Raw genomic sequence first — 24496 nt, 5'->3', positions numbered from 1 at the left:
AAATTGAGCAATTTTGATAGTTTGATTCCGGATTGGTTCAAAGCATTTGTTCAAGTCGGGAATGATTTAATCTGGTCACAATACTTAATTGGACTTTTAATTACAGCAGGTATATTTTTTACCATTGGATCTAAGTTCGTACAATTAAGATGGATACCGGAAATGTTTCGAGCAATTGGAGAAAAACCTGAAACATTAGAAAATGGAAAAAAAGGTATTTCACCATTCCAAGCATTTGCAATTAGTGCAGGTTCTCGTGTTGGTACTGGTAATATTGCCGGAGTTGCGACAGCAATTGTATTAGGAGGCCCTGGTGCAGTATTCTGGATGTGGATTATTGCTTTTATCGGAGCAGCCAGTGCATTTATTGAAGCAACGCTTGCGCAAGTGTATAAGGTGCCTGATGAAGAAGGTGGTTATCGTGGTGGACCAGCTTATTACATAACTAAAGGACTCAACCAAAAATGGTTAGGTGTTGTTTTTGCGGTATTAATTACAGTGACATTTGCATTTGTTTTTAATACAGTACAATCAAACACAATAGCTGAATCATTAAAAACGCAATATAATGTAAGCCCTATTGTTACTGGTATAATCTTAGCTATTGTTACTGCTATTATTATATTTGGAGGCGTAAGAAGTATTGCAACGTTATCTTCTATAATTGTGCCTGTGATGGCAATTATTTATATAGGTTTAGTTGCTGTAATATTAATATTCAACTATGATCAAATCATACCAATGATTGCAACTATAGTTAAAAATGCTTTTGGATTTGAACAAGCAACTGGAGGCGCTGTTGGTGCAGCTGTTCTTCAAGGTATTAAACGTGGTTTGTTCTCAAACGAAGCTGGTATGGGTTCTGCGCCAAATGCTGCTGCTACAGCTGCTGCGCCACACCCAGTTAAACAAGGTTTGATCCAATCATTAGGCGTATTCTTTGATACGATGTTAGTATGTACGGCAACGGCGATAATGATTTTATTATATACTGGATTGGAATTTGGAGAGAATGCAGCACAAGGCGTTGCAGTTACACAATCTGCATTGAATGAACATTTAGGTAGTGCAGGTGGTATTTTCTTAACGATTGCGATTACTTTATTTGCATTTTCTTCCGTTATCGGTAATTATTATTATGGTCAATCGAACATGGAATTTTTATGGGAAAATAAAACTGTATTATTTATTTTCAGATGTTTAGTTGTTGTACTTGTCTTCGTTGGCGCAGTTGTGAAAACTGAAACGGTATGGAGTACGGCAGATGTATTCATGGGTCTAATGGCGATTGTCAACTTAGTAGCTATTATTGGTTTATCTAACATTGCTTTCGCAGTTATGAATGATTACCAACGTCAACGTAAAGCCGGCAAAAAGCCTGTATTTAAACCTGAAGAGTTAGAAATCAACTTGTTCGGTATTGAGAGTTGGGGAATGAAGAAAAAATAATCTTGTTTAAATATTAGTGCAAAGATTTAAATGTTTCTTCATTATCATATTTTCTTTAATATTAATTTATATATAGGCAGTAATATAAAGTTATGTTAAACATTTGATTTTATATTACTGCTTTTTAATATACACTGTAATATTTTAGTCCAATACATTTTTTATTTGTAGTAGTTATTATGAATTATGGGTGTTTAGTTAATTTTTAATAAAACATGACAAAATATATGTTTGGGAAATGGTCATTGTGTTATGATTAACATTAGTTATTTTAAATATTAAACGTTATGTATTGTGTCACAAAAGTGCATAATTTTTTTATTATGCGCTAAAAGATCAATATATTTTGAAAAATAAGGTTTGGTGATGTTATGTCAAATGAAGATAATTTAAAGCAAGAAACGGAATCTAAGAAAAGTAAGTTAAAATTAAGTTTCCCCGAAACGCGTTTTATGAAGTTTTTAGGAGGCAAAGATTTAGTTTTTGCTTTGCTTATATTGATATTTATTGGCTGTGCTATTTTTATATTTGATCAAGTTTCTTATATTTTTAAACCATTTATAATTGTTTTTAATACAATTGTAGCACCGATCATTGTATCGATTATATTATATTATTTATTTAACCCATTAGTTAATTTGATGGAACGATATAATATATCAAGACTTTGGGGTGTGATTATATTATTCTTAGTCATTATTGGTGTGATTGCGTTAGCTATTAATTTATTAATACCTGTGATTGGCGCTCAGTTTAAAAGTTTTGGAAATAACTTCCCATACTATGTAGATAAGGTTAATAAATTTATAGATAGTGTAACGAAATACTCTTTAATTTCTAATTTTTATGGACAAATTCAAGATCAATTAGATTCATTGGCGAAAAAATTACCTTCAATGGTGTCTGATTATTTTAATGGTTTTGGTTCTAAAGTTAAAAATTTTGCTGAAGCTTTAGTAAATGTTGGCGTTGTAATTGCTACAACACCATTTGTTTTATTCTTTATGTTAAAAGATGGGCACCGCTTCAAAGAATTTTCAACAAACTTAATGCCGCCTAAATTTAGAAAAGATTTTCATGATTTATTAGATAAAATGAGTCTACAAGTTGGTTCTTATATCCAAGGACAAATTATCGTATCGTTCTGTATTGGTATATTATTATTTATTGGGTATAGTATCATCGGTTTAGACTACAGTTTAATTTTAGCTTCAATCGCTGCAGTCACAAGTGTTGTTCCATATATTGGTCCGACGATTGCGATTTCACCAGCAATTATAATTGCTTTAATTACTTCACCGATTATGTTGCTGAAGTTAGTGGTTGTTTGGACAGCTGTTCAATTTATTGAAGGGCATTTCATTTCTCCGAATATCATGGGTAAAACATTGAAAATTCATCCACTGACAATTATATTCATCTTACTAAGTGCAGGTAATTTATTAGGTGTTGTCGGTGTTATTTTAGGTATTCCTGCTTATGCGATATTGAAAGTATTAGTTTCGCATTTATTTACCATGTACAAACGTCGTTATAATAAATATTATGGTGATGATGCAGGGGAATATGAAATTACTTCTGATGAAGAAATTCGTTGATTTAAAATTTAAACAATGTATTAAAAGGCTGAGACATAAGGTTCTTGGTCAAGTGAAAAAAGGCAATTTCTATTGAAATAATATAGAAATTGTCTTTTTCATTATTGTTTTGATTATTGCTAGCTTATTGAGCTATTACTTTTCTAATATTAAGTGCCATCAATACAAATCCAAGTTCTCTTTTGACGTGTTTACTTTTTTAACCGAATACATTTTTAGGGGTTGTTTCAACGATTTCATTCACATGTCGTGACATATCACTTATAGCGATTTTGTAACGTGCGGACGCCCGGGAAATGATATGAGCGAGAGACTACAGGTTCGAGCCATATCCTGGGCAAGCATGCATAATCAAAATCGTAAGATTTTTATATAAAATGGACTCATCCATCATGTGTAATCATATTAAGTTATATCATTTGGTGAAATTAAAATTATAAATTTCTAGCAGTTGTATATGTTAAATCATGTTTTTTAATATTATAAAACAGTTACTTCTTTAAATAATAAATACGAAAGTTTTTCCATTGTTTTAAAACACATCACTTATAGCGATTTTGTAACGTGCGGACGCCCGGGGAAATGATATGGGCGAGAGACTACAGGCTCGAGCCATATCCCCAGGCAAGCATGCACGATCAAAATCGTAGTATTTTAAATATAAAGAGGACCAATCTATATTAAGGATTGGCCCTCTTATTTTGAGAATGGGGATTTATGTTCCAGTCTCTTTTATGATTGACAAGATGGGATGAAATATTCATTTTAAGTGAATTAGCTTCCCGTTCTGCTCATTTTTATTTTGTTTGTAAGATGATTCCATGTGTAAACTTTTAAACGAAGTATACAGAGTCTAACAATATTGTAATATATAACGTGTATAAGAATTATTTATTAAAAATAAGAATTGTGCTATATTTTAAATATTATATGAATATAGAAAAGTGATGTGAACACATGTCAAAGAAGTTAGGAAATAAAATATTAACAATAATGAAAGTTATATTTGCACTTTCGTTATTTATATTTGTTGCTTTTACGTTATATAAAGAATTAGCGAATATAAATTTAAAAGAAACGATTCATTCTATAAAAGATATTAATAGTGTATGGTTGGTTGTGTTGTTTATGAGTGGCGGCCTAGCCATATTGATTTTATCGATGTATGATGTAATTTTAGCTAAGGTATTACATTTAAAAATTTCTTTAGTTAAAACCGTACGTATAGGATATATTGTAAATGCTTTGAATGCAGTATTGGGTTTTGGAGGATTTATAGGAGCGAGCGTAAGATTTTTATTATATAAAGATACTACGGAAGATAAAAAAGGATTACTACACACTATTTCTATTGTTTTAATCTCTATGTTGACTGGTTTGAGTATGCTTTCTATTTTAGTAGTATTTCATGTATTTGATGTTAGGCATGTATTTAGTCCATTCCCTTGGGTTAGATGGTTAATGTATATTGTAGCATTATTTTTGCCGATCTTTATTTTCTTTACAATTTGGAAACCAGTCAATAAAAACAGTAAACTGACTGGGATATATTGTACCATTGTTTCTAGTATTGAATGGATGATTGCTGCTTTAGTGTTGTACATGGCACTATTAATTGTTGGTATACATGTGCATTTTCCTGTATTCATGGGGATATTTATCATTGGCGCTTTATCTGGGTTAATGAGTTTCATTCCCGGTGGATTTGGCACATTTGATTTGGTACTATTATTAGGATTGAAAAGTTTAAACATTCCAGAAGAGAAAATTGTTTTAGCTTTATTACTCTACAGGTTAGCTTATTACCTATTTCCTGTTTTAATTGCACTTATTCTCTCAACATTTGAATTCAGAAATACTGCAAAACGTTATTGGGATGACTCTAAAATTATGATACCTGTCAAAGATATGTCATCACTTCTAGCATCTTATCAAAAAGATATTTTAACAAGAATTCCAGCGTTTTCCATTGCATTATTACTTTTATTTACGAGTGTTTTATTTTTCTTTAATAACATTACAATTATTTATGATGGGCTATATAGTAACAATCATGCGTTTTATTATATTATAGCGTCTATCCATACTTGTGCATGTTTATTATTATTGTTAAATGTGATTGGTGTATATCATTTATCTAAGAGAGCACTTTTGTTCGCTATCTGTTCAATCATCATTATATTTAGCGTCACAATTTATACTTATCCTTCTTTGATTCTTTTGAGTTGGTTAATAACTATGTTCGTAATGCTTGTTTTATTTTATAGAAGCGCACGCGTCATAAAGCGTCCATTTAGATATACGAAACTATTGTCTAGTGTAATCATAAGCGCACTAGTGTTGTTCATTAACCATGTGTTTATAAAGAATACATTTTATACTTTAGATATTTATCATTTAGAAGTAGATACCTCTCTTTTAAGATATTATTTTTGGTTCACAATTATTACGGTAGTTATTATAGTAAGTGTTATTGTGTGGTGGTTTGAAGCAAGATTTAAATCTGCAGGCAGTGATCACAATCTAGAGCAATGTGAAACAATCATTCAAAAATTTGGTGGGAATTATTTAAGTCATCTAATTTATAGTGGTGATAAGAAGTTTTTCTTTAATGAACAGCAAGATGCATTTGTGATGTATCGTTATAAACGAAATGCATATATTGTTTTGGGTGATCCTATCGGAAATAGTGCATCGTTCCATGAGTTGCTTGAAACATTTTATAATGAAGCACACTATTTAGGTTACGATATTATTTTCTATCAAGTAACTGACAAATATATGTCAATTTACCATGATTTTGGAAATCAATTTTTTAAATTAGGTGAAGAAGCCATTATTGATTTATCAACTTTCACTACTTCAGGAAAAAAGAAGCACGGTTTGCGTGCTACCTTGAACAAACTAGAAGATTTGGGTTGTAATTTTGAGATGTTAGAACCGCCTTTTTCACAAAACATATTTGATGAATTGAAACAAATAAGTGATGATTGGTTATCAGGTTCTACAGAAATGCAATTTTCAGTAGGGAATTTTAGTGAACATTATATATCACAGGCGCCGATTGGAGTCATTAGAGATAAAGAAAAAGTTATTATTGGTTTTTGTACATTTATGCCTGTGAATGACAATTCGACACTATCTATTGATTTAATTCGTTGGAAATCAGATGCTTCCTTACCACTGATGGATAGTTTATATCTGCATATGCTATTATGGGCTAAAGCAAATCATTATCAATACTTTAATATGGGCATGGCAACACTGTCTAATGTAGGTAAAGTACCGTTTTCATTTTACAGAGAAAGACTTGCTGGTAGAATATTTGAGCATTTCAATGGCTTATATAGATTTCAAGGTTTAAGACGTTATAAAGAAAAGTTCAATCCCAACTGGCAACCAAGATTTTTAGTATATCGTAAAGGAAATTCATTATGGGTAAGTATGACAAAAGTCATGCGCGTAATTAGAAAAAAATAATAAAAAACAACCAACAATCCCGTTAATGACTGTTGGTTGTTTTTTGGAGTTATAGCTTTTAATGGTTTTTGTAGTCAATGCCGGAGAAGTTATTAACTACTTTTTAATAAACTAACTATATACTTTCTAAATATCATTTTGACTCTAACTATATTTATGAATTTCTAGTTACCCCTTTGTCCAAGGTGTAAATATAATATATCATCAATAGAAAACGCTTTCAATACTATAATATCATCTCATGTGAATAAAAATTGACATTTTATATAGTTAATTTCATTTTGAAACTTAAATGTATTTTTACATCAGATTAAAGTTAATATTTGCAATTTGAATTATTATCATTTGTTATATTATTAAAATACATTCAATATTTTAAGATTATGTAGTAACATGTAAATATTAATGCTTGCAGTGTGCGCAATGGGGTGAAAAAATGAAAAAAGTTATCGTTTGTTTGGTATTAATAATGCTTTTAGTTGCGTTAACGTTATCAATTAAGTCGTTATATGATACCATACACACAAATTACAAAGGTTCGAACCAATCTGCTCAAAATGAAAAATTTAAAAAGGAAAAAATTCCAAAGTATAAAATACCTAAGATTAATGTATTATCGCAACAATTCAGTGAAAATTTCATGAATAGTGATGTAAGAAATCATTATATGCATATTTCAAAAGGTATGCACAAGCGTAAAGTTGAAACATATTTTGGTGATAGTGAAAATATAATACAAATTGCTAATGAGAAAGCACATAAATATGGTAACATCGCAGTTTTGTTTAAAAATGATAAAGTTCAACGAATTTTTGTTGTTCCTGATAATGTTACTGTTGAATCGTTTGCTCAAGTACATGGTCAAAGAACATTTAATAGTCATAATCGCACGATAATATATGATGATAATCCATCTAATCATTTTTCTGTTAAAGTATATTTTGATTCAAATGAAAAAGTGACGGCAATAGAAAATATAGATCAAATATCTACTATAGAATAGATATTAATGAGTGTGAACATAATGTTCAATATCAACTTTAAAGACTTATCCGAATTAACAGGATGAGTGTTTTTTTTATTTAAATTTATATGAGGTGAAAGAATTGCGGTTTTCAAGAAAATGATGAAACTATCACTTAATAAAAGTAATGAAGGTTCGAGTACGTCTTTATTTAATATAACTAATAGCGCAATAGTTTATAAAATGGTAAGATATTTATATTTTTGGTCCGATTAGTATAAACTAATGCTTTTGTGCTATATAAATAAATTAATAAAAATATGGAATATAAAGTAATATAAAAATTAAAATTTCAAATAAACTACCAAAATATAAATTATTATGATAATATGAAAACGGTTACAAAAATAGAGGTGATTTTTATAGTAACAATAAAAGAGGTAGCTAAATTAGCGGGTTGTTCTGTAGCAACGGTATCTAGAGTTATCAATAATAATGGATATGTAAAAGCTCAAACAAAAACACAAATTGAACGTGCGATTCATGAGCTTAACTATCAACCTAATGAAGCAGCACGTACATTATATAAACGCAAGTCAAAAATGATTGGTTTATTATTACCAGATATCAGTAATCCTTTTTTTACATTGATAGCGAGAGGTGTTGAAGATATTGCGCTTGCGCATGGTTTTCAAGTTTTAATTGGCAATAGTGACAACGATGTTGATAAGGCTAAAGATTATCTATCTACTTTCAATGCTTATAATTGTGTAGGCGTGATTGCTACAGCATTTGCTGATGATCAAATCGAAAAGTTATTAGTATCACAAGGTATTCATTATGTATTTGTAGATCGTGTTAAAGATGAAGGTAATGGTATTTCTATGAATCATTTTGAAGGCGGACAATTACAAGCTCGGCTTGTGTTAGAAGGTAAGCCAAAAAATATTTTGATTCTTCATTTAGATTTGAATATTGGGGCATTTAAATTGAGAATAGATGGCATTAAACAAGAATTGAACAATTATGATGTAAGTTATTACGATTGTTCAGCCGAGACTTTAAAAAATAAAAGTGCATTTATTTCATTAGTTAAAGATTTACATATTGATAGCATTATATGTAGCAATGATGTACTTGCAATTGAAACAATGGGACTTATTCAGCAATTTCAATTGAAAGTTCCTGAAGATATTCAAATTGTGGGTTATGACAATATACCTTTTTCTGCAATGACGTTTCCTCAAATTGCAACTATTGATCAGTCTGCGTATTTTTTAGGACAACAAGCGGTATCAATTTTATTGAAATTAAATAAAAACTGTGTAGTGAATCAACAAGATAATACGCTAAAGTTATCAACTAAACGCAGAGGCAGTATTAGATTTGAGTAATGATATGTAACGGGTTACATAAAATATGATTTAACGAAAGGGGAATTAAATGTATAAAACAGGTATTTTAAACAGTGAAATTTCTAAGGTATTAAGTGATTTAGGGCATACAGATACAATTATCATTGCTGATTGTGGATTACCAGTACCAGATGGTGTTAAAAAAATAGATTTAGCATTAACTTTTGGACACCCTTCATTTGAAGAAGTATTTAATTTAGTTAAAGCACATATGAAAATTGAACAGCTTACCATTGCAAATGAAATGATAAAACAAAATAGTGAGTTATATGTGAAATTATTAGCTGAAAATATTGATATGGTCACGGAATCCCATGAAAAATTAAAAATGTATAGTAAGGATGTTAAAGCAATTATAAGAACAGGTGAAGCGACACCTTACGCAAATGCAATTTTATCAAGCGGTGTTTTATTTTAAGGGGTGAAAAATATGATAATGATGAATCAAATTCATAAATCATTTGGTCAAAATGATGTCTTAAGAGGTGTTGATTTTGAAATCAATGATGCAGAAATACATGCCTTAATGGGTGAAAATGGTGCAGGTAAGAGTACGCTCATGAAAATATTAACAGGTGTATATAACGCTGATAGCGGTAATGTTTTAGAAAACGGTCAACCTATTCATTTTAAAAATACGATGGATGCTGAACAAAACGGTGTGTCATTTATACAGCAAGAATTAAATATTTGGCCAAATCTTACAGTGCTTGAAAATTTATTTTTAGGAAAAGAAGAAACAAAAGTTTTTGGCATTGTTGATAATAAAAAAATGAAACAACGTGCTTTGGCTATTTTCAAAAAATTAAATATTGATATCGATTTAAACCGCATGGCAGGTACTTTATCAGTCGGCATGCAACAGATGCTCGAAATCAGTAAAGCATTAATGGAAAAATCGAAAATCATTATCATGGATGAGCCTACTGCAGCCCTGACAAATAACGAAATAAATACGTTGTTTGAACAAATCAAAAATTTAAAAAAAGAAGGCGTTTCTTTTATATATATATCGCATAGAATGGAAGAAATTTTTGCAATCTCAGATCGTATTACAGTAATGAGGGATGGTCGTTCGATATTAACTAAAGAAACTCAAAATACGACGCATGCTGAGATAGTAAAATCTATGATTGGTAGAGATTTAGATAATCAATACCCTGTTAGACAATATCATCAAGGTGATGTTGTACTTTCTGTTGAAAATTTGGATTCGGCTGAACATCATTTAAAACATATTCATTTTGATTTACATAAAGGTGAAATACTTGGTTTTAGTGGTTTGATGGGTGCCGGTCGTTCAGAAATTATGAGAGTACTTTTTGGCTTAGATAAAGGGAATAAATCGGTGAAACTTAACAATAAGCAATTACAGATTCAAAATCCTAACCAATCCATTTCACAAGGTCTGGCTTTTATCACTGAAAATAGAAAAGAAGAAGGTTTAGTTTTACAGGATTCAATTTTAGAAAACATTACATTACCTGCTTTGAAAAGTTTTTCAAGTTCTGGTTTTTTAACACAACATGCTATGGAACAATATTCAGAACAAATGGTTCAGCGTTTAAATATTAAAGGCAAAATAGGAGATACTTGTGGCAATTTATCAGGTGGTAATCAACAGAAAGTAGTTTTAGCTAAATGGATTGCGACTGCACCACACGTGTTAATACTAGATGAACCAACACGAGGCATTGATGTAGGTGCTAAACGTGAGATATACCAATTGATGCATGAATTAACTGACCGAGGTATGTCTATTATTATGATTTCATCAGAACTACCAGAGATTATAGGTATGAGTGATAGAGTTGCGGTTGTACATGAAGGATCCATTGCAGGAACATTAGAGGGTTCAGCTATCACAGAAGAACGTATTATGACTTTAGCTACAGGAGGAAAATTAAATGAAACAGTCTAAATTATCATTTTCTTATTCGTATTTTGAAAAAATTATACCTTTTATTGGGTTAATACTATTAGTTGTTATTATTAGTATATTAAATAGTGCTTTTTTAGAACCTTCTAACTTATTTAATTTATTAAGACAAGTTTCTATTAATGGTTTGATTGCATTTGGCATGACTTTCGTAATATTGACTGGAGGCATTGATTTATCAGTAGGTTCAACATTAGCGTTATCTAGTGCTTTTGTAGCGATTTTAATGGTTTCAGGTATGGATTCTATTATAGCTTTATTCATGGGTTGTATATTTGGTGCGATTTTGGGAGCTGTGAACGGCTTACTCATCACGATAGGTAAAATGGCACCTTTCATTGCAACACTGGCTACAATGACTGTATTTAGAGGATTAACACTTGTCATTACAGATGGAAATCCCATTACAAATTTAAATGGTAGTTATGCATTTCAATTATTTGGTAGGGGCTATTTTTTAGGTATTCCAGTACCAGCTGTTACAATGTTTATTACATTTATCATATTATATATTGTGCTACATAAAACCGTATTTGGTAGACAGACTTATGCTATGGGTGGTAATGAAAAAGCAGCATTTATTTCAGGAATTAAAGTTAATAAAATCAAAATAATGATTTATAGTTTAGCCGGCTTAATGTCAGCTATGGCAGGATCAATTTTAACTTCACGTTTAAATTCAGCACAACCAACAGCAGGGATGTCCTATGAATTGGATGCCATTGCAGCAGTTGTACTAGGAGGAACTTCTTTAACTGGTGGTAAAGGTCGTATTGTTGGAACATTAATTGGTGTGTTAATTATTGGTGTTTTGAACAATGGTTTGAATTTACTAGGTGTATCTTCATTTTACCAACAAGTGGTAAAAGGTGTCGTTATTATCATTGCAGTACTGATAGATAGAAAAAATAAATAATTGGAGGTGTTGATATTGAAAAAACTTTTTATAACTACAATAGCTATTTTATTATTTTTAACAGGTTGTTCTCTAGAATCACCTATAGAAAAAAATGATAATGGTAAAGTAGATAAGAAAAAATCTGATGTTGTTATTGGTGTGAGTATTTCTACCTTAAATAACCCTTTCTTTGTGAAAATTAAAGATGGCATTGAGAAAGAGGCAAAGAAACAAGGTGTGAAAGTTAAGTTTGCAGATGCCCAAGATGATGCAGCGAAACAAGCTAATGATATTGATGATTTAATACAACAAAAAGTGGATTACCTGATTGTAAATCCAACAGATTCTGATGCGATATCAGGTAGTATCCAAATCGCGAATGATGAGGCAATACCAGTTATTACATTAGACCGAGATGTAGCTAAAGGGGATGTTGCATCATTTATTGCTTCCGATAATATCAAAGGCGGTGAAATGGGTGGCGAACTCATTGTCGATGAATTAGGTGAAGATGCGAAAGTAGCGGAACTTGAGGGCGTTCCTGGTGCCAGTGCTACACGTGAACGTGGTAAAGGTTTCCATAACGTCGCAGATAAATCACTTGATGTAGTTTCCAAACAAAGTGCTAAGTTTAATAGAACAGAAGGTTTAAATGTAACACAAAATATTATTCAAGCTCATCCTGATATCAAAGCTATTTTTGCTCAAAATGATGAAATGGCTTTAGGGGCAGTAGAAGCGATAGGGAATAAGGATATTAAAGTCGTTGGTTTTGATGGTAATGAAGATGCGATAAAATCTGTTGAAAAGGGTAAGTTATTTGCTACAGTTGCGCAACAACCTAATTTGATGGGAGAAGAAAGTATTAAAACAATAATGAATTTATATAATGGTAAAAAGGTTGAGAAAAAGAATAAAATACCTTTAGAAATGAAACGACAATAAGTTATTTTGAAGTTTGAGTAATAAATAAAAACCGGATGCAAAAGGCACCGGTTTTTTTATGTGCTTACTTATATTTTTGACGTTCTTGCTGTTCTTGAGCATATCGTTCAGGGTTTTTCTTATAAAAATTTTGATGTTCTGCTTCAGCTTCATAAAATGTAGAAGCGGGTAATATTTTTGTAGCAATAGCTTTTTCTTTATCTATACTTTGTTTTAATTGTTCTACATAATCTTCAGCTACCGCTTTTTGGTCTTCATTTGTATAAAAAATTGCTGTTTTATATTGTGACCCTCTATCTTGGAATTGTCCACCTTCATCAGTTGGATCTATTACAGAAAAGAATATTTCTAATAATTTATTGTAGGAAAATAGAGCGACATCATACTCTATTTCAACTGTTTCGTAATGCCCGGTGTTACCCGTTTTAACTTCTTCATACGACGGATTATCTGTATGACCTCCCATGTAACCAGAAGTCACTTTCTCAATACCTTCAAATGTGTCGAAAGGCTTGACCATACACCAAAAGCAACCTCCAGCGAAGTATGCCTTGTTTATATTCATGTTTAACATCCTTTCCATATTAGACCTTAGTACCATATATTAAGATATCACTTGATTTTTATTCAGTTTTTATATAACTTTAATATATGTTAATTATAGTACATAGCAGTGCAATTTTGAAGATATAAGGTTGATTACATATGAATGAACACAAACACAGTAGTAAAGAAAGTGCAAACACAGAAGAACAACCGACGATGCGTAGGACAAAAAAGAAGAAATTAAAAAAATTTCCGATTGTAATTTTAATCATTGTAATTATTTTAGCCATTATAGTTGGTTATTCTGTTCATGGTTATAAATCAGGTATTGAATACGCAAAAGATCATGGCAAAACGCTCAAGCAACATAAATTTAATGGTGCTAAAAAAAATGATGGAAAAATTACGATTATGGTCTTAGGTGCAGATAAAGAGCAAGGTGGTATTTCTAGAACCGACTCAATTATGATTGCACAATATGATTATATTCATAAAAAGATGAAGATGATGTCTGTAATGCGAGATATTTATGCAGATATACCAGGCAATGGGCAACATAAAATTAATTCAGCTTATTCTATCGGTGGACCTGAATTATTACGACAAACATTAAAGAAAAATTTAGGTATAGACCCTGAGTATTATGCAATACTTGATTTTACCGGTTTTGAAAAAATGATTGATGAATTGGAACCTAACGGTGTACCGATTGATGTTGAAAAAGATATGTCTAAAAATATAGGTGTATCGCTTAAAAAAGGTCATCATCGATTAAATGGTAAAGAATTATTAGGTTATGCTAGATTCAGACATGATGAAGAAGGCGATTTCGGGCGTGTAAGACGTCAGCAACAAGTCATGCAATCACTTAAACAAGAATTGGCTAGTTTAGACACGCTACCTAAATTACCTAGAGTTGCAGGTATTTTAAGAGGTTATTTAAATACGAATATGCCAGATTCTGCGCTCATCCAAACTGGTTTGAATTTTGGAATACGTGGTGATAAAAAAGTAGAGTCTATCACTTTACCTGTATCAAACACTTATCAAGATATTCAGTCACCAATGGATGGCAGCGCACTAGAAATCGATAAAGCCAAAAATAAAGAAGAAGTACAGAAATTTTTAAATGAATGATGATTAAAAGCATTCATTTAAACGTGAATGAAATATAAATCTCATACTTAAAAAGGCTAATCCGTTTTCAAAAGGATTAGCCTTTTTTTTATTTGAAAACTTGCGATTTTGACCGTGCATGCTTGCCTGGGGATATGGCTCGAGCCTGTAGTCTCTCGCTCATATCATTTCCCCGGGCGTCCGCACGATGCAAAATCTCTATAAGTGATGTTGTTGAAAATAATTTTATATACCTATACGTATCATTCGTTTTTTTGGTCATATCATTGATAAATGAATAAACTTTTGAAAAGTAAAAAACATCAATCCCTAATATGTTTAGAATAGAAATTGATGCTTATGTTCTAGTTTTTTGATATGTAATTTATTGTTGATCTGATTTTCTAATTCCAGCAACACCATAATGAGAAGCTTTCATTTCTTCTATTACAACTTGTATAGCGTCTTTGTTAGCACCTGTTGTTTTCTCTACTGCATTAGTAACTTCTGTGACTAAATTTTTTAGTTGTTCATCAGAACGACCTTCTAATAGTTTTACATTTACTATTGGCATTTAAATTCCTCCTAAAGCTATTTTTATATATTATAGCATGAAAATTCACAAAATTATAAAAAATATAAATAAGAACATTTGTTCTTATTTATATTGAAATAGAACTTATGTTCTTTTATAATGTAAGTGATTAAGGGAGGAATGTTATATGTATGAATTTTATGATTACAATCTGTTAGAGGAAAGAGATATATTGTGTATCGACCAAAAAAGTTTTTTTGCAAGTGTTTCTTGCATACAAAAAGGATTAGATCCAATGAAAGAAAAGTTAGCAGTTGTTGCGGATACTAAGAGACAGGGATCGGTTGTATTGGCTGCTACGGGTCCACTAAAAGCTATAGGTATTAAAACAGGGTCAAGATTATTCGAAATCCCTCATAGAAATGATATATATATTATCAATCCAAGCATGAGAAAATATTTGGAAGTTTCAGTAGCAATTTCTAAAATCGCTTTACGCTATGCTGCTCCAGAAGATTTACACCAATATAGTATTGATGAATTTTTTATGGATGTAACAAATAGTTATCACAGATTTAGTAGTACAATTCAATCTTTTTGTAAAAAATTACAATATGAAATTCTAGAAGAAACAGGTATACATTGTTCAATAGGGATTGGATCAAATATGTTATTAAGTAAAGTTGCAATGGATGTAGAAGCAAAACATACTGATGATCTCATTGCTGAATGGAGATATCAAGATGTGTCGCACAAACTTTGGCCTATTTCACCATTGAGTAAATTTTGGGGGATTAGTAGAAAAACAGAAGCAAAAATGAATAAAAGAGGTATCTTTACTATAGGTGATTTAGCTCATTATCCATATCAATATTTAAAAAGGGATTTTGGTACCGTAGGTGTGGATTTACATTTGCATGCAAATGGTATTGATCAAAGTAGAATAAGAGACAAGTATAGTGTAGTTAATCCGTCAATTTGTAAGAGTCAAATATTGATGCGTGATTACCATTATGATGAAGCTAAAATAGTGATGCAGGAATTAATTGAGGACGTAGCGAGTCGTGTTAGAGCAAGAAATAAATTAGCTAAGACAATACACTTTTCATTTGGTTATAGTGACCAAGGAGGGGTGCAGAAACAATACACATTAGAAGATCCAACAAATTTAGATGGTACTATTTTTAAGGTGGTTGAATATTTAGCAGATAAATTATGTGATCCAACAATGTTGTACAGAACGGTGAGCATTTCACTCACGCAGTTTATAGATGAGCGAAATACACAATTGAATTTATTTATAGATGAATACGAAAGAAAAAGGAATGAAAAATTGGCCAAAACGATTGATGCGCTACATCAAAAATTTGGTAAAGGTATCGTATCTAAAGCAATCTCCTATACAGATGCAGGCACAAAACATGGGCGTTTAGGACTTATGGCAGGGCATAAAATGTAAAAATTAAAATGATAAACTGAACGTTTAATATAGTCATAAATCAATTTCATTGGCAATATATGGAACGGAGATAATTTTAAGTAAGTTTATACGGTGCAGCCCGTCCCTAAAGTAGCTGTTGAATCAAACTTAGTTAGCTTTTTAACAAATACAATTTAAATAACGTATCTATAACATAATAGATGATTTGTCTATGCTAAGTAAGTAAAAAATCTAACGTACATCTATTAAACATATAAATATCATATTGGTATGATAAGGAGGGTATAATAGACTTTACATTACTACTATGAGTTATTTAAAAAAGTATGATGTCTAGATAGTAATAAAGCATAAATTGTATCTAGATGAGGTGTTGTTAATTTGTACTTTCGAGCTTGTCGATATAGAAAACCTTGTATGCCATCGATTTCTAATGGTGTATTTGAAAGTACATCATAATACATGCTTGTTCCCATATCGTCTGGATAACCTTGATAAATTGTCATTATTTCTTCAATAACGTTATCAGAAAGATTGATACCAGAATGTTTAGCAATCATATAACCTTCATTTAATAACGATATGCATAATGATTTAATATGAGGTTGCTTGAGAATAGATGCAGGCTGTATTCCAAGCGCTGTAACTGTATTGATTGCTAAATTAACTAATAGTTTATACCAGATTTCCACTTCAATATTTTTATGTAACACAAGCGAAAGACCACTTGAAGCTAATATTTTTTTCAATGACACTGTGTTGTCATCTTGTTGTAAATGCAGTATTTCATCTCTAAAGTGAATCACATGTTGAGTGGTCTTTTGACCACTAATATAAGTTACAGCTTGATATATATTTGGAAAAGGAAGTTTTAAGTGTTGTCCATATCCATTTTGAGTTAGTATAACAATAGTAGTATCTTGTGATAAATGCTTGATTTGTTCATATAATCCCTCTAAGTGTGGAATTTTAACAGCGATGAATATAATATCTAATGGTTCAGTCATATCTGATGCTTTAACAACATTAAGTACTATATTTACGTTATTCGAAGCATCTTGATAGGTAATGTGCTCATTACGTTGACCAATTAAATAGACTTTATGTTCTGTTGTTAAAAGTTGAACTGTGATGCAGCTACCAACAGCACCAGGACCAATAACACCTATCTTTTTCATTTATAGTTGACCTCCGTTTATTTAGAAAATAAAATTATAATAGATATGTTTATGATAGTAATCAATAATGAAGTGTTAATCAACTAAAAATGTAAAATTATTTTTTTGAACAGGAGCATAAATCAAATGATAAAAACTATGATGAATGGAAAAATACACCGTGCACGTGTAACAGAAGCTAACCTTAATTATGTTGGTAGTATCACGATAGATCGTAATATTTTAGATGCAGTAGATATATTACCTAATGAGAAAGTTGCAATTGTTAATAATAACAATGGAGAAAGATTAGAAACCTATGTGATTGAAGGAGAACGTAATAGTGGAAAGATATGCCTGAATGGTGCAGCTGCTAGGCTTGTTCAAGTAAATGATATTATTATTATTATGTCTTATGTACAAGTTACTGCAGAAGAAGCATTAAATCACAATCCAAAAGTCGCGCTTATGAATGAAAAAAATGAAATTATAGAGATGATACAAGAAGAAGAAGGAAAATTGCTAAATTAGTTATGTAAAACAACATTTGAAATATAAACAGTCTCATCCAAACTATACCGAGATACGAGAATGAAACAATATGAGCCTAACGTAGCTTTCTAACAAAAGAAAACTGCGCTAGGCTCATATTTATATTTGATAATAAATTGAAAATGCTTTTAAATTTAGCGTTGTAAAAAACAACAACCATTACCACAGAAATGAGTGGTTGGCTTAAATATGTACTTTACGATTTATGCAAACAAAAAATAAATAAAACAATAACAATTAAGTAATTAACCTTTTTAAAAAGATAAAATCTATTCAATATAAGTATCAAAATCACTTAATGCTTCAGCGCCTTTTTTACGGTCTTCTGGATTTTTGAAGCTAATACGTAACGCACCATAAATATCTTCACGGACTTCTAATATTCTTAAGTTGCTTATAGAAATATTATGTAAACTAAGGATATGTGTTACTTGGCTAATCATACCCGGTTTATCCGGAATATCTACATAAAGATCATACTCTATAGATAGTGCACCTTGTGATTTAAGGGGGAGTTCATCTCTATATACTTTTGCATCATTATAAAAATTATATAACGCGTCCGGTTTGTTTTCTTCAACGAGCGTAATGACATCTTCCATTTGTGATTTCCATTCTTTTAATATATCAACAATAGTATTTTTATTTTCAATAGTAATATCACGCCACATAATTGGACTGCCACTTGCAATTCTTGTAATGTCTCTAAAACCTCCAGCAGCAAGTGTTTTAACTAATGAAGAGTGAGATGCGTGGTTTGCATTTAAATGAACGAGACTCGACGCAATGATATGAGGGACATGACTAACGATTCCTGTCACAAAATCATGTTCTTTTGGATTAGTAGCAATAAATTTTGCATTTGTTGTACTAAGTAATGAACGTATTTCATCAAAAGCTTTATCATTTGCAGGTTCGTCGTGAACCAAAACATAAAAAGCATTTTCAAATAAATGTTTCTTTGCATTGAGTACGCCAGATTTATGACTACCTGCCATCGGATGACCACCAATTAGGTGAATATTGTGATTTAAAAGGTATTGTTCATATTGCAAAATCGTCAATTTAGTACTGCCAGTATCGGTAACAATGACGTCAGACTTTGTTTGATAGTTTGGTAGTTCTTGTAAGTATTTGATTGTTTGTTGCACAGGTGTGGCATAAATAATAATATCTGCATTTTCCACACAGGCTTTATAATCAGTAGATTGATAATCAATAATTCCAATAGATAAAGCTTTTTCTAATTGGGAGCAATCTGCATCATATGCAGTGATTTCAATGTCATTATGATAATATCTTAAATTACTTGCCAGACTACCACCAATTAAGCCTAAACCTACGAAAAGTATTTGTTTCATTTTGCTGACCACCTCTATCAAAATTTTCAGAATAGTAACATTGTATAGTAGGAGTAGTTAATTCGCAATACATGTTTTATTTTCTATTTCATAAGCAGAACTCATTTATAAGGCCACTGGTTTAACAGTTTTTGATTCTAAACAATTTAGCTTACACAATTTCAATATAATTAAAACACTAAGTCACCAGATTACTTTAAATAAGTAGAAGAATTTAAAAATAAGAGTTGACAAAAATGAATGATGCTTGTATTATTCTAGTTAATTCATTTTGCAACGACAGTTGCCGTTTGAAAGGTAAAGTAACGTATGTGATTTGTAGCAAGTAGAAAGCTAATGGTAGATGGAAATTAGCACAACATATATTGTGAATTGGGCTTTTAAACGTAAGAATAATATAATAATTTTTAAAGTGAACAATGAAATTGTTAACTAAGGTGGCACCACGGTAACGCGTCCTTACAGCATGCGTTAGTGTGGTGTTTTTTATATAAAAAAACAAAATGTAGTAAGTTGTGAATGGTAGCAAGCAGAAAGTTAGTGGTAGATGAAAACTAACACCTACACATACTGAAATTGGGTTTTGTTGGATTAAAATTGCATAATTAAATGAGTGAGTAGGTGAGATTGATATTATCTACTAATTTAGGTGGTACCGCGCATCAGCGTCCTTAATTAATATTTAAGGATGCTGATTTTTTTTATAAGGAGGAGTAAAAATGAAGGTGCAATATCAAAAGATAAATGCTGAAGTAACACCAGAAGCATTGGCAAGATTAAAAAAACAAAAAATAGTGTTGGAAAGTACAGAACAATCTAAAGTGAAAGGGCGTTATTCAATTGTAATATTTGATGTATATGGCTCAGTGACTTTAGATAATGAAAATATGGCCATTCAATACAATGACAAGCAAACAGAGATAGAAAACGAAGCACCATATGACAAACTGAAAGCTTTTATAGATCAATATAAAGTAGAAATAGAAGACGAAGATTTAGCACAATTACCATTTATCTCAGGCTTTGTTGGATCATGCAGTTTTGATTTGGTAAGACATGAATTTCCTGTATTAAAGCAAATCGGTTTAGCTGACCACAAACAACACGATGCTAAATTTCACATGGTAGAAGATGTATACGTATTTGACCATTACAAAGAGCATCTATACGTTATATCCACAAACTTGTTTTCCAATGAAAATGAAGAACAATTAGCATTACGTGTCAAACGTCATGTTGATGAGTTGCAAAATATAAATATATATCCTTCGCCTATAAAAAATGACATAAAAGACAAAGCAATTGAATCAAACATTACACCAGATCAATTTAAAAAAACTGTTAGTGAAATGAAATCATTGATACAACAAGGGGATATGTTTCAAGTTGTACCCTCAATTATATATAAGTATAAACATAATTTTGGAATGAATTTACAACAATTATCGTATCAGCTTTATCAGAATTTAAAGAGACAAAACCCAAGTCCTTACATGTATTATTTGAATTTTGATGAACCGATTATTGTAGGTAGTTCGCCTGAAAGTTTTGTCAAAGTGAAAGGGCAAACTGTAGTCACAAATCCTATAGCTGGAACAATTAAACGAGGCACGACTGACAAAGAAGATCTTGAAAATGAAAAACAACTAATCAACGATGAAAAAGAGATAAGCGAACATAGCATGCTTGTTGATTTAGGTAGAAATGATATTCATAGAGTGAGTGAAATTGCTAGTTCTAAAATTGAAAAGTTAATGTCAATTGAACGCTATGAACATGTTATGCATATCGTTAGTGAGGTAACAGGAAAACTGAAATCAAATTATTCGCCAATGACTGTAATTGCAAGTTTATTACCTACAGGTACCGTGTCAGGAGCACCTAAATTAAGAGCAATACAAAGAATTTATGAAGCCCAACCTCAAAAACGAGGTGTATACAGTGGAGGAATAGGATATATCAACTGTAATCATGACCTAGATTTTGCTTTAGCGATTCGTACAATGATGATTGATGATACATACATCAATGTAGAAGCAGGATGTGGTGTCGTTTATGATTCAATACCTGAAAAAGAATTAGAAGAAACAAAATTAAAAGCCAAAAGTTTATTGGAGGTATCACCATGATTTTAGTAGTGGATAATTACGATTCTTTTACGTATAACTTAGTCAATATTGTAGGAAAGACTTCTGATGTAATTATTAAGTATCCAGATGATCCTGAAATATTTGATTTAAAAATAGATGGCTTGATTATATCGCCAGGACCTGGACATCCATTAGATACTAGCTATTTAGTCAATATTATTGAACATTATAAACATAAACCTATATTAGGTGTATGTCTGGGCTCACAAGCGTTGACATGTTACCACGGTGGTGATGTTATCCAAGGTGAAAAAATATGTCACGGTAAAAAAGATACGATGCAGATTGTAAGAGAATCCAAACTATACCGAAATATTACAGAATATTCTGAAATAATGCGCTATCATTCATTAATTAGTGACCCAAAAACGTTACCCGATACATTAAAAGTAACTGCTCAAACAAAAGATAGTATTCAATCATTTGAGCATATTAATGACTTACATTTTGGCATACAATATCACCCCGAATCTTTTGCTACGGAATACGGTGAAGCAATCATAAGTAACTTTTTAAATATAGTAGAGGAGGTCAATTATGTTGAGTCTACAAAATCATATAAAACAGTATAAGCCACTTAATCAAACACAAATGAACGAATTTATAGAATTGTTAATCACAGATCAACTAGAAGATGATATAAAACGAGAACTGTTAGAAGCCTTTTCGGAAAGAGAACCTAGTCAAGCGGAATTAACATATATTTCAAAAAGCTTAATAGGGTCTATGTACCCTACACAACCAACTTTTCCTAATAGTATGTGTGTTTGTGGTACTGGCGGAGATAAATCTAATAGTTTTAATATTTCAACAACAGTTTCTTTTGTATTGGCAAGTGCAGGTGTACCAGTTATTAAACATGGTAATAGAAGCGTTACATCAGCATCAGGGAGTACCGATTTATTAAATGCAATGCGTATTCCGACACGAAGTGTTGAGGAAACATCAACACATTTAAAAACACAAGGGCTTGTTTTTTTAAATGCGACTGAAACGTATCCAATTATGAAGCATATTCAACCGTTAAGAAAAGCCATTAGTAATCCAACTATTTTTAATGTTACTGGACCATTAATTAATCCATTCAAATTAGATTATCAAGTTATGGGTGTCTATGAACCGTCTCAATTAAATAAAATTGCGCAAACATTAGCAGATTTAGGTAGAAAAAGAGCAATCGTCTTACATGGTGCAAATGGTATGGACGAAGCTACATTATCTGGAAATAACACACTATATGAAGTGACGGAAGACAAACATATTAAATCTTATTCTATAAATGCAACAGATTTAGGGTTAGATTATGCACCAAATACGGATTTAAAAGGTGGCACACCTCAGGAAAATTTAGAAATTACAAAACAAATATTAAATGGTAAAGATCAAAGTGCTAAAAGAGATGTGGTGTTATTGAATGCAGGTATTGCCTTATATGTTGCTGAAAAAGCAGCCACTATTCAAGAAGGTGTTCATAAAGCAAAAATATTAATTGAAAATGGAGATGCACTCAAACAATATAACAAAATGGGAGGTAAAACGTATGACTATATTGGATGAAATAGTAGCATATAAAAAGGAATTATTGAAGGATGGCTATTATACAAAAAAATTATCAGACCTTGATGAGGTAGACATTACGCATAAACAAACGTTTGAGTCACAGTTAGCACAAGCTGATCAATTATCGGTTATCGCTGAGATTAAATCGAAAAGCCCGACATTATCTGAACTTCCAGGGAGAGATTTGAAACAACAAGTTAAGGCGTATGAAGCATATGGTGCTAACGCAGTTTCAATCTTAACAGATGAACATTATTTTGGAGGGAGTTACGAACGATTACAAACTTTGACACAAGTAACTGATTTACCAGTATTGTGTAAAGATTTTGTAGTTGATCCTATTCAAATTGATGTTGCTAAAAAGGCAGGTGCATCTATTATTTTACTTATTGTAAATGTATTGACTGATCAACAGTTAAAAGCCTTATATGATTATGCGATATCAAAAAATTTAGAAGTATTAGTAGAAGTTCATGATAAAGAAGAATTGGAACGTGCTTACAAGTTAGATCCCAAAATTATTGGTGTAAACAATAGAGATTTAAAACGATTTGTAACAGATGTTTTGCATACAAATGAAATATTAGAAAATAAAAAAGCAGGTTATTATTATATTTCTGAAAGTGGTATTCGCAACAAACAAGACGTTGCAAGTATTATAAATGCAGGTATTGATGGTTTACTTATCGGCGAATCATTAATGAAATGTGATGATTTAAGTCAGTTTTTACCAAGTCTAAAGTTAGATAAGGTGAAGGTATGAAATTGAAATTTTGTGGTTTTAAAACAATTGAAGATGTATATAAAGCAAAAGATTTAGATATTGATGCAATTGGTTTTATTCATTACCCCAAAAGTAAACGTTATGTGGATATCGATAAGATAGAAACATTTGCTAACATAATACCAGAAGATAAAGACAAAGTAGTAATTGTAGTAAATCCAGATTATCAAACGATCAGTAATCTCATAGATAATACAAATATAACTACCATCCAATTACACGGGTTGGAAAATTTGGAAATTATTCATTTTATACGTCAAAAAAAAGACAATATAAAGATTATTAAAGCATTGCCTGCAAAAAACACAAATACATTAGCGAAGCATATTCAATATTATAAAGGTTTTGTAGATCAATTTATTATTGATACACCATCAATTTCTTACGGTGGTACTGGCCAATCCTATGATTGGGAAATCTTAAAAGATATAAAAGATGTGGATTTTTTAATAGCTGGCGGTATGAATTATAAAAATATTCAAAGTGTAAGTAAACTTAATTTAAATCACAATGGTTATGATATTGCAAGTGGTATCGAAACAAATGGTGTAAAAGATAGCGAAAAAATGCAAGCAATCATAGAACTTGTAAAAGGAGTTAATTAAA

At 31.1% G+C, this 24496-nt stretch carries 21 protein-coding genes and 1 pseudogene; 17 read left to right on the top strand and 5 right to left on the bottom strand.

The window, feature by feature from the left end; translation table 11 throughout:
* The first annotated feature begins 3 nt into the window (after positions 1–3).
* Both alsT and KA824_RS04210 read left to right on the top strand, forming a co-directional pair.
* A complete protein-coding gene (gene alsT / locus KA824_RS04215; RefSeq protein WP_107386597.1) occupies positions 4–1449 on the top strand; it encodes a glutamine transporter AlsT in 1446 nt (481 codons plus the stop codon).
* A 371-nt stretch (positions 1450–1820) separates the two neighbouring features.
* The gene (locus KA824_RS04210) at positions 1821–3047 is read left to right on the top strand and encodes an AI-2E family transporter (RefSeq protein WP_107384981.1); all 1227 of its coding nucleotides are present in this window, start codon (positions 1821–1823) and stop codon (positions 3045–3047) included.
* Between the two features lies 1 nt (position 3048).
* On the opposite strand, the pseudogene KA824_RS04205 reads toward KA824_RS04210, so the two are convergent.
* A pseudogene (locus tag KA824_RS04205) lies at positions 3049–3231 on the bottom strand (IS5/IS1182 family transposase); the annotation flags it as partial.
* Between the two features lie 773 nt (positions 3232–4004).
* On the opposite strand from KA824_RS04205, the gene mprF reads away from it, so the two are divergent.
* From mprF to KA824_RS04170, 7 genes are all read left to right on the top strand, one after another.
* A complete protein-coding gene (mprF, locus tag KA824_RS04200; protein ID WP_181187565.1) occupies positions 4005–6527 on the top strand; it encodes a bifunctional lysylphosphatidylglycerol flippase/synthetase MprF in 2523 nt (840 codons plus the stop codon).
* A 436-nt stretch (positions 6528–6963) separates the two neighbouring features.
* On the top strand, positions 6964–7530 hold the full coding sequence (locus tag KA824_RS04195) for a hypothetical protein (protein WP_181187566.1): 567 nt from the start codon (positions 6964–6966) through the stop codon (positions 7528–7530).
* 350 nt (positions 7531–7880) lie between these two features.
* Positions 7881–8885 carry a LacI family DNA-binding transcriptional regulator gene (locus KA824_RS04190; protein ID WP_181187567.1) on the top strand — a complete coding sequence of 335 codons (1005 nt, stop codon included), beginning with the start codon at positions 7881–7883 and terminating at the stop codon, positions 8883–8885.
* Positions 8886–8934: 49 nt separating this feature from the next.
* Entirely contained in the window at positions 8935–9324 is a 390-nt protein-coding gene (gene rbsD / locus KA824_RS04185) for a D-ribose pyranase (protein WP_107384575.1), read from the top strand.
* A gap of 12 nt (positions 9325–9336) precedes the next feature.
* On the top strand, positions 9337–10827 hold the full coding sequence (locus tag KA824_RS04180) for a sugar ABC transporter ATP-binding protein (RefSeq protein ID WP_107384576.1): 1491 nt from the start codon (positions 9337–9339) through the stop codon (positions 10825–10827).
* Positions 10814–11761, top strand: coding sequence for an ABC transporter permease subunit (locus KA824_RS04175; RefSeq protein ID WP_181187568.1), 948 nt, complete (start codon positions 10814–10816; stop codon positions 11759–11761). Before KA824_RS04180 ends, KA824_RS04175 begins: the two co-directional genes overlap by 14 nt.
* A 15-nt stretch (positions 11762–11776) precedes the next feature.
* Positions 11777–12688, top strand: a complete 912-nt coding sequence (locus KA824_RS04170; protein ID WP_107384578.1) for a D-ribose ABC transporter substrate-binding protein — start codon at positions 11777–11779, stop codon at positions 12686–12688.
* A gap of 64 nt (positions 12689–12752) precedes the next feature.
* On the opposite strand, the gene msrA is transcribed toward KA824_RS04170, so the two are convergent.
* Positions 12753–13253, bottom strand: a complete 501-nt coding sequence (gene msrA / locus KA824_RS04165; RefSeq protein ID WP_107384579.1) for a peptide-methionine (S)-S-oxide reductase MsrA — start codon at positions 13251–13253, stop codon at positions 12753–12755.
* A 140-nt stretch (positions 13254–13393) separates the two neighbouring features.
* Between msrA and KA824_RS04160 the strand changes: the two genes are divergently transcribed.
* Complete coding sequence (locus KA824_RS04160) at positions 13394–14371, top strand: LCP family protein (RefSeq protein WP_107384580.1); 978 nt, start codon at positions 13394–13396, stop codon at positions 14369–14371.
* 364 nt (positions 14372–14735) lie between these two features.
* Here KA824_RS04160 and KA824_RS04155 read toward each other — a convergent pair whose 3' ends face one another.
* Positions 14736–14924, bottom strand: coding sequence for a 2-hydroxymuconate tautomerase (locus KA824_RS04155; protein WP_107384581.1), 189 nt, complete (start codon positions 14922–14924; stop codon positions 14736–14738).
* 148 nt (positions 14925–15072) lie between these two features.
* Here KA824_RS04155 and KA824_RS04150 point away from each other — a divergent pair, with 148 nt between their 5' ends.
* Positions 15073–16344: a Y-family DNA polymerase gene (locus KA824_RS04150; protein WP_107384582.1), complete on the top strand. Its 1272-nt coding sequence runs from the start codon at positions 15073–15075 to the stop codon at positions 16342–16344.
* A 287-nt stretch (positions 16345–16631) separates the two neighbouring features.
* Here KA824_RS04150 and KA824_RS04145 read toward each other — a convergent pair whose 3' ends face one another.
* A complete protein-coding gene (locus KA824_RS04145) occupies positions 16632–17504 on the bottom strand; it encodes an oxidoreductase (RefSeq protein WP_107384583.1) in 873 nt (290 codons plus the stop codon).
* Positions 17505–17630: 126 nt separating this feature from the next.
* On the opposite strand from KA824_RS04145, the gene panD reads away from it, so the two are divergent.
* The gene (gene panD / locus KA824_RS04140) at positions 17631–18014 is read left to right on the top strand and encodes an aspartate 1-decarboxylase (RefSeq protein WP_107384584.1); all 384 of its coding nucleotides are present in this window, start codon (positions 17631–17633) and stop codon (positions 18012–18014) included.
* 290 nt (positions 18015–18304) lie between these two features.
* Here the strand turns inward: panD and KA824_RS04135 are convergent, their stop codons facing one another.
* On the bottom strand, positions 18305–19396 hold the full coding sequence (locus KA824_RS04135) for a prephenate dehydrogenase (RefSeq protein WP_107386072.1): 1092 nt from the start codon (positions 19394–19396) through the stop codon (positions 18305–18307).
* 719 nt (positions 19397–20115) lie between these two features.
* Here KA824_RS04135 and KA824_RS04130 point away from each other — a divergent pair.
* From KA824_RS04130 to KA824_RS04110, 5 genes are read left to right on the top strand one after another with little or no spacing between them, the layout of a single operon-like run.
* Positions 20116–21525, top strand: coding sequence for an anthranilate synthase component I (locus KA824_RS04130; protein ID WP_107384586.1), 1410 nt, complete (start codon positions 20116–20118; stop codon positions 21523–21525).
* On the top strand, positions 21522–22118 hold the full coding sequence (locus KA824_RS04125; protein WP_107384587.1) for an anthranilate synthase component II: 597 nt from the start codon (positions 21522–21524) through the stop codon (positions 22116–22118). Before KA824_RS04130 ends, KA824_RS04125 begins: the two co-directional genes overlap by 4 nt.
* Positions 22084–23103 carry an anthranilate phosphoribosyltransferase gene (gene trpD, locus KA824_RS04120; protein ID WP_419413273.1) on the top strand — a complete coding sequence of 340 codons (1020 nt, stop codon included), beginning with the start codon at positions 22084–22086 and terminating at the stop codon, positions 23101–23103. Before KA824_RS04125 ends, trpD begins: the two co-directional genes overlap by 35 nt.
* Positions 23087–23869, top strand: a complete 783-nt coding sequence (trpC, locus tag KA824_RS04115; protein ID WP_107384588.1) for an indole-3-glycerol phosphate synthase TrpC — start codon at positions 23087–23089, stop codon at positions 23867–23869. Before trpD ends, trpC begins: the two co-directional genes overlap by 17 nt.
* The gene (locus KA824_RS04110; protein ID WP_107384589.1) at positions 23866–24495 is read left to right on the top strand and encodes a phosphoribosylanthranilate isomerase; all 630 of its coding nucleotides are present in this window, start codon (positions 23866–23868) and stop codon (positions 24493–24495) included. Before trpC ends, KA824_RS04110 begins: the two co-directional genes overlap by 4 nt.
* Position 24496 lies beyond the last annotated feature (1 nt).

The organism is Staphylococcus sp. GDY8P198P (assembly GCF_017891615.1).
Lineage (GTDB): Bacteria > Bacillota > Bacilli > Staphylococcales > Staphylococcaceae > Staphylococcus > Staphylococcus cohnii.
Note: the sequence above shows the minus strand (reverse complement) of the source record. Positions and strands in the feature narration are given on the sequence as shown.

Bases quoted from the DNA above. Each gene is read 5' to 3' on its own strand.
- KA824_RS04210 (WP_107384981.1), top strand. From the start codon at position 1,821: ATGTCAAATGAAGATAATTTAAAGCAAGAAACGGAATCTAAGAAAAGT.
- mprF (WP_181187565.1), top strand. From the start codon at position 4,005: ATGTCAAAGAAGTTAGGAAATAAAATATTAACAATAATGAAAGTTATA.
- KA824_RS04195 (WP_181187566.1), top strand. From the start codon at position 6,964: ATGAAAAAAGTTATCGTTTGTTTGGTATTAATAATGCTTTTAGTTGCG.
- KA824_RS04190 (WP_181187567.1), top strand. From the start codon at position 7,881: ATGAAAACGGTTACAAAAATAGAGGTGATTTTTATAGTAACAATAAAA.
- rbsD (WP_107384575.1), top strand. From the start codon at position 8,935: ATGTATAAAACAGGTATTTTAAACAGTGAAATTTCTAAGGTATTAAGT.
- KA824_RS04180 (WP_107384576.1), top strand. From the start codon at position 9,337: ATGATAATGATGAATCAAATTCATAAATCATTTGGTCAAAATGATGTC.
- KA824_RS04175 (WP_181187568.1), top strand. From the start codon at position 10,814: ATGAAACAGTCTAAATTATCATTTTCTTATTCGTATTTTGAAAAAATT.
- msrA (WP_107384579.1), bottom strand. From the start codon at position 13,253: ATGAATATAAACAAGGCATACTTCGCTGGAGGTTGCTTTTGGTGTATG.
- KA824_RS04160 (WP_107384580.1), top strand. From the start codon at position 13,394: ATGAATGAACACAAACACAGTAGTAAAGAAAGTGCAAACACAGAAGAA.
- KA824_RS04155 (WP_107384581.1), bottom strand. From the start codon at position 14,924: ATGCCAATAGTAAATGTAAAACTATTAGAAGGTCGTTCTGATGAACAA.
- KA824_RS04150 (WP_107384582.1), top strand. From the start codon at position 15,073: ATGTATGAATTTTATGATTACAATCTGTTAGAGGAAAGAGATATATTG.
- KA824_RS04145 (WP_107384583.1), bottom strand. From the start codon at position 17,504: ATGAAAAAGATAGGTGTTATTGGTCCTGGTGCTGTTGGTAGCTGCATC.
- panD (WP_107384584.1), top strand. From the start codon at position 17,631: ATGATAAAAACTATGATGAATGGAAAAATACACCGTGCACGTGTAACA.
- KA824_RS04135 (WP_107386072.1), bottom strand. From the start codon at position 19,396: ATGAAACAAATACTTTTCGTAGGTTTAGGCTTAATTGGTGGTAGTCTG.
- KA824_RS04130 (WP_107384586.1), top strand. From the start codon at position 20,116: ATGAAGGTGCAATATCAAAAGATAAATGCTGAAGTAACACCAGAAGCA.
- KA824_RS04125 (WP_107384587.1), top strand. From the start codon at position 21,522: ATGATTTTAGTAGTGGATAATTACGATTCTTTTACGTATAACTTAGTC.
- trpD (WP_419413273.1), top strand. From the start codon at position 22,084: ATGTTGAGTCTACAAAATCATATAAAACAGTATAAGCCACTTAATCAA.
- trpC (WP_107384588.1), top strand. From the start codon at position 23,087: ATGACTATATTGGATGAAATAGTAGCATATAAAAAGGAATTATTGAAG.
- KA824_RS04110 (WP_107384589.1), top strand. From the start codon at position 23,866: ATGAAATTGAAATTTTGTGGTTTTAAAACAATTGAAGATGTATATAAA.